The sequence below is a fragment of the uncultured Subdoligranulum sp. genome (genome assembly GCF_937890665.1).
Genome location: NZ_CALADU010000004.1, coordinates 1 through 3,851 on the forward strand (window position 1 = coordinate 1; position 3,851 = coordinate 3,851).

The window sequence follows — 3,851 nt, forward strand, 5'->3', positions numbered from 1 at the left end:
AAGCGCGGGCTTTGCAGTAGTGGGCAAGCGCCTGCTTGCAGGCGTCGTTCAAATAGACGAGCCGCTCCTTGCCGCCTTTGCCCAAAATGCGGATGGTATCGTCCCGGAAGTCGCTCAGATCAATGCCTACCAGTTCTGAAAGCCGCATGCCGCAGTTCAGGAACAGCGTGACGATACAGAAATCCCGCTCATAGAAATCGCTTTGTATATTTTTTAACAAGCTCAGGCTTTCTTCTTCCGTCAGGTATTTGGGCAGTGCGCTTTTGGGTGCGCCCAGACTGATGGTGTCGGTGGGGTTCTGGGTCAGCTTGTTGACCTGCGTGACCATATAATGAAAGAAGCCTTTCAGCGCGCTCAGTTTGCGGGCGCGGGCCTTGGGGCCGTTCTGGGCGCTGCGCACATAGTCCAGATACCCGAAGATGTCCCGTTTGGTGACGTTGGCAATATCGGCTGTTGTGATATGGGTCAGGTCGATCTCGCCGGGTTCTGTATCGGCGGGCACGCGGTTCCACTGGACCATCATATAACGAAAAAAGCCCCGCAGGTCCAGATAGTATCCGTTCACCGTGCGCGGCGAACGGAGTTTCACAAAATCCAGGTAATGCAGGTACTCGATCACGTCGTCTGGAATGTCCAGGTAAGGCGCGTGCTGTTCCGGTGTTGTGGTATTGATATAGGTGCTCAAGGCGATGCCTTCCTTTAACTAACTGAATGGATCGAACGGTTTTGCGCGTCCGGGAAAGCCCCGGACGCCTTTTCTTTGTGCTTTTTATTGTAGCACGAGGACGTGCAAACCGTCAATTTCACATAGTTTTTGTTTTTAGAATGGCTACAGTAAATTACAGGCTGTACAATTTCTGCATACGAACGCATATTTATCAAGATGGGTTATCAACCCCGCTTTTGGACTTTCAACAATGCCTGCTTTCGACACCGCCGGTGTAAATCTCACTCCCCTGCATTTCGCTAAATTTACATTTAGCGAAATGCTATCTATCAAGCAAAGCGCACCCCCTCCCGCTGGAAAAGCCGAAAATTTCCCAGCCAGTGGATGAACGATCGGGCTGACAGTGTACCTGTGACCTACTGCAATTGCCAAACGAAAACTAAAAAGGTATCCCCACGGAACGGTTGGAATAGCCAACACTTTTGGCATCGGTCTGTTGTTCAGGCCGGTTTTGTGATTTTTGATTTTGGGCTGCCCGTTGGTCGTGGTACAGCCAGCTCTTGAAACCCGGCGATCGTTGCCCGGTATGGTCTGCAAGCACTCCCGACCTTTTGCTGTTGCCCCATGGACCATCACAAAGCCGGAAATACGGCCAACCGTGATTCCGGCCAGGCGCTTGCCCACACAACCAGCCCACCCGGCTATCTTCATTCACATAAACGGTTCACGTAGACTGCCCTTCTCGCCCCTCTCTGCGCTTCCTTGGCTGCCTGCCATGGCCGGGAGTCATTGTACACAGCAGCCAATACTGCCAAAATATCCGTTTCTTTGCCCGGATATGGCCCAAAAGCCGCGCCGTACAGGTTGGATTTTTTACGCCTTTTGCAAAAGAAAAAACAGATGATGATAATTTTTTTGATACGGAAATTGTGCATTGCGCACAAATATCACCCACATGTTTTTGGCATATTGTTGTGTTTGGATAATTTTTTGCACTTCTTTCAGTGAAATTTCATCTTGTATTTGCCCCGATTTTCTTTTAGTATAATTAGTGTCAGGCGGGACCGGCAGAACGGCCCGCCAATCTGAAATCAAGCAAAAGGAGAAAAACGTATGAGAAAAGCACTTGCATTGAGCATGGCTGCTGCGATGGCCCTGAGCCTGGCGGCCTGCGGTGGCACTACCAGCGAAAGCACCAGCACTACGGAAAGCACGAGCACCGAAACTTCGGAAGAAGCTTCCTCCTCCGCCTCTTCTGCTGCTACCGAGGGCGGCACCGTTGCCAACAAGGATAAGCCGCTGGTCTGGTTCAACCGTCAGCCTTCCAACTCCACCACCGGCGAGCTGGATATGAACGCGCTGCAGTTCAATGACAACACCTACTACGTCGGCTTCGACGCCAACCAGGGCGCCGAACTGCAGGGCCAGATGGTTCTGGATTACATCAAGGCCAACATTGATACCATCGACCGCAACGGCGACGGCATCATCGGCTACGTTCTGGCTGTCGGCGACATCGGCCACAACGACTCCATCGCCCGTACCCGCGGCGTCCGCAGCGCGCTGGGCACCGCTGTCACGGGTGACAACGGCATCGTGAGCGATCCTGTCGGCACCAACACCGACGGCACCTCTACGCTGGTCCAGGATGGCACCATCGAAGTCAACGGCACCACCTACACGGTCCGTGAGCTGGCTTCTCAGGAAATGAAGAACTCCGCCGGTGCTACTTGGGACGCTGCCACTGCCGGCAACGCCATCGGCACCTGGGCTGCTTCCTTTGGTGACTCCATCGACATCGTTGTTTCCAACAACGACGGCATGGGCATGTCGATGTTCAACGCCTGGTCTCAGGCCAACGGTGTTCCCACCTTCGGCTATGACGCCAACGCGGACGCTGTTGCGGCTATCGCCAATGGTTACGGCGGCACCATCAGCCAGCACGCCGACGTTCAGGCTTACCTGACCCTGCGTCTGATCCGCAACGCTCTGGACGGCGTGGATATGGACACTGGTATCGGCACTGCTGACGAAGCCGGCAACGTCCTGAGCGACGACGTCTACTACTACGACGAAGCTTCCCGCTCCTACTACGCCCTGAACGTGGCTGTCACTGCTGAGAACTACACCGAGTTCACCGACTCCACCAAGACCTACGCGCCTGTTTCCAACCAGCTCGATGCTACCGCGCATCCTGAGAAGAGCGTCTGGCTCGACATCTACAATGCGGCCGACAACTTCCTGAGCGCCACCTATCAGCCGCTGCTGCAGAACTATGACGATCTGCTGAACCTGAAGGTTGAGTACATCGGCCAGACCGAGGCCAACATCACCAACCGCCTCAGCAACCCCAGCGCGTATGACGCCTTTGCCATCAACATGGTCAAGACCGACAACGCCGCTTCCTACACTGCCCTGCTGAGCCAGTGATTTTTCAGCCCCAGTTGCTGGGACCTGTAATTTCTATCCACTAAAAAGAAATGACAATTGCTATTAGGGAGAAGGAATTCTCCATTCAGGAGAAGGAATTCTCCCTAATAGCGGTTTTTGGTGGGCTTTACGCCGCGCCAAAAATGAAAACGCATAAACGGGAGTAACGAGAATGGCAGAAGCGAAGAAGAAAGATGATATCGTCTTGTCCATTCGCGGCATGTGCAAGTCGTTTGGCAGAAACCGGGTGCTTGATCACATCAACCTGGATGTGAAGCGCGGCACTGTTATGGGCCTGATGGGCGAAAACGGCGCCGGCAAATCCACGATGATGAAGTGCCTGTTCGGTACATACCAGAAGGACGAGGGCAAGATCTACCTCAACGGTAAGGAGATCAGCTTCTCCGGCCCGAAGGACGCACTGGAAAACGGCATTGCAATGGTCCATCAGGAATTGAACCAGTGCCTGGAACGCAGCGTTATTGATAACCTGTTCCTGGGGCGCTACCCGGTCAATTCGATGGGCGTTGTCGATGAAGGGCAAATGAAACGCAAGGCGGCCGAATTGTTCCGTAAACTGGGCATGACCGTCAACCTGACCCAGCCGATGCGCAATATGTCTGTTTCGCAGCGGCAGATGTGCGAGATTGCAAAGGCGATCTCCTACAATTCCCAGGTCATTGTTTTGGATGAACCGACCTCCTCCCTGACCGTGCAGGAAGTCGATAAGCTGTTTGAAATGATGCGGATGCTG

At 53.7% G+C, this 3,851-nt stretch carries 4 protein-coding genes; 2 read left to right on the forward strand and 2 right to left on the reverse strand.

The annotated features are described in order from the left end of the window. On the reverse strand, nt 1-685 hold a 685-nt coding region (locus tag Q0526_RS00195; protein WP_298729691.1), incomplete at its 3' end, for a tyrosine-type recombinase/integrase. A 144-nt stretch (nt 686-829) separates the two neighbouring features. After that, on the reverse strand, nt 830-1,351 hold the full coding sequence (locus Q0526_RS00200) for a hypothetical protein (RefSeq protein ID WP_298729692.1): 522 nt from the start codon (nt 1,349-1,351) through the stop codon (nt 830-832). A gap of 429 nt (nt 1,352-1,780) precedes the next feature. Between Q0526_RS00200 and Q0526_RS00205 the strand changes: the two genes are divergently transcribed. Next, the gene (locus Q0526_RS00205; protein ID WP_298729693.1) at nt 1,781-3,097 is read left to right on the forward strand and encodes a substrate-binding domain-containing protein; all 1,317 of its coding nucleotides are present in this window, start codon (nt 1,781-1,783) and stop codon (nt 3,095-3,097) included. Nucleotides 3,098-3,269: 172 nt separating this feature from the next. After that, nucleotides 3,270-3,851 (forward strand): ATP-binding cassette domain-containing protein (locus Q0526_RS00210; protein ID WP_298729694.1); only part of this gene is annotated, 582 nt, incomplete at its 3' end.